Annotated in this window: 1 protein-coding gene; it reads left to right on the top strand. The window is 60.7% G+C overall.

Features of this window, described 5'->3' with window-relative positions:
- The coding region (locus tag ACTHUR_RS18905) for a 3-deoxy-D-manno-octulosonic acid transferase (protein ID WP_440400316.1) at positions 1-501 on the top strand (501 nt) is incomplete at both ends.

The following is a 501-nucleotide window of genomic DNA, read 5'->3' as shown; positions in this document are numbered from 1 at the left end:
TACCTACCCTACGACAAATCCGAATGGGTCGCCCGATTTTTAGCCGAACACCGCCCCATCTGCGGCATTTTGATGGAAACCGAAATCTGGCCCAACCTGATGCACGGCTGCCAAGAAGCAGGCATTCCCCTCTTTTTGGCCAACGCGCGCCTCTCCGAAAAATCCCAACGCGGCTACCTCAAAATCCGCAAGCTGGTCGAGCCTGCCATGCAGACCCTCTCCGGCTGCTTTGCCCAAACCGCCGCCGATGCCGAACGCCTGCACCTCATCGGCGCATCCAACGTCCACGTTTGCGGCAACACCAAATACGACATCGCGCCCCCCGATGACTCGCGCCCGCTTGCCGTCGCCTTTAAAGAACGCATCGGCGCACGAGCCGTCGTCGTCTGCGCCAGCACGCGCGTGTACAAAGGCACAGACGAAGCCGAGCTGCTCCTCAAAGCATGGCAGGGCTACCGCGGCAATGCCTTGCTGGTCATCGTACCGCGCCACCCTGAAAAC

The organism is Neisseria sp. P0021.S007 (assembly GCF_051956855.1).
Note: the sequence above shows the minus strand (reverse complement) of the source record. Positions and strands in the feature narration are given on the sequence as shown.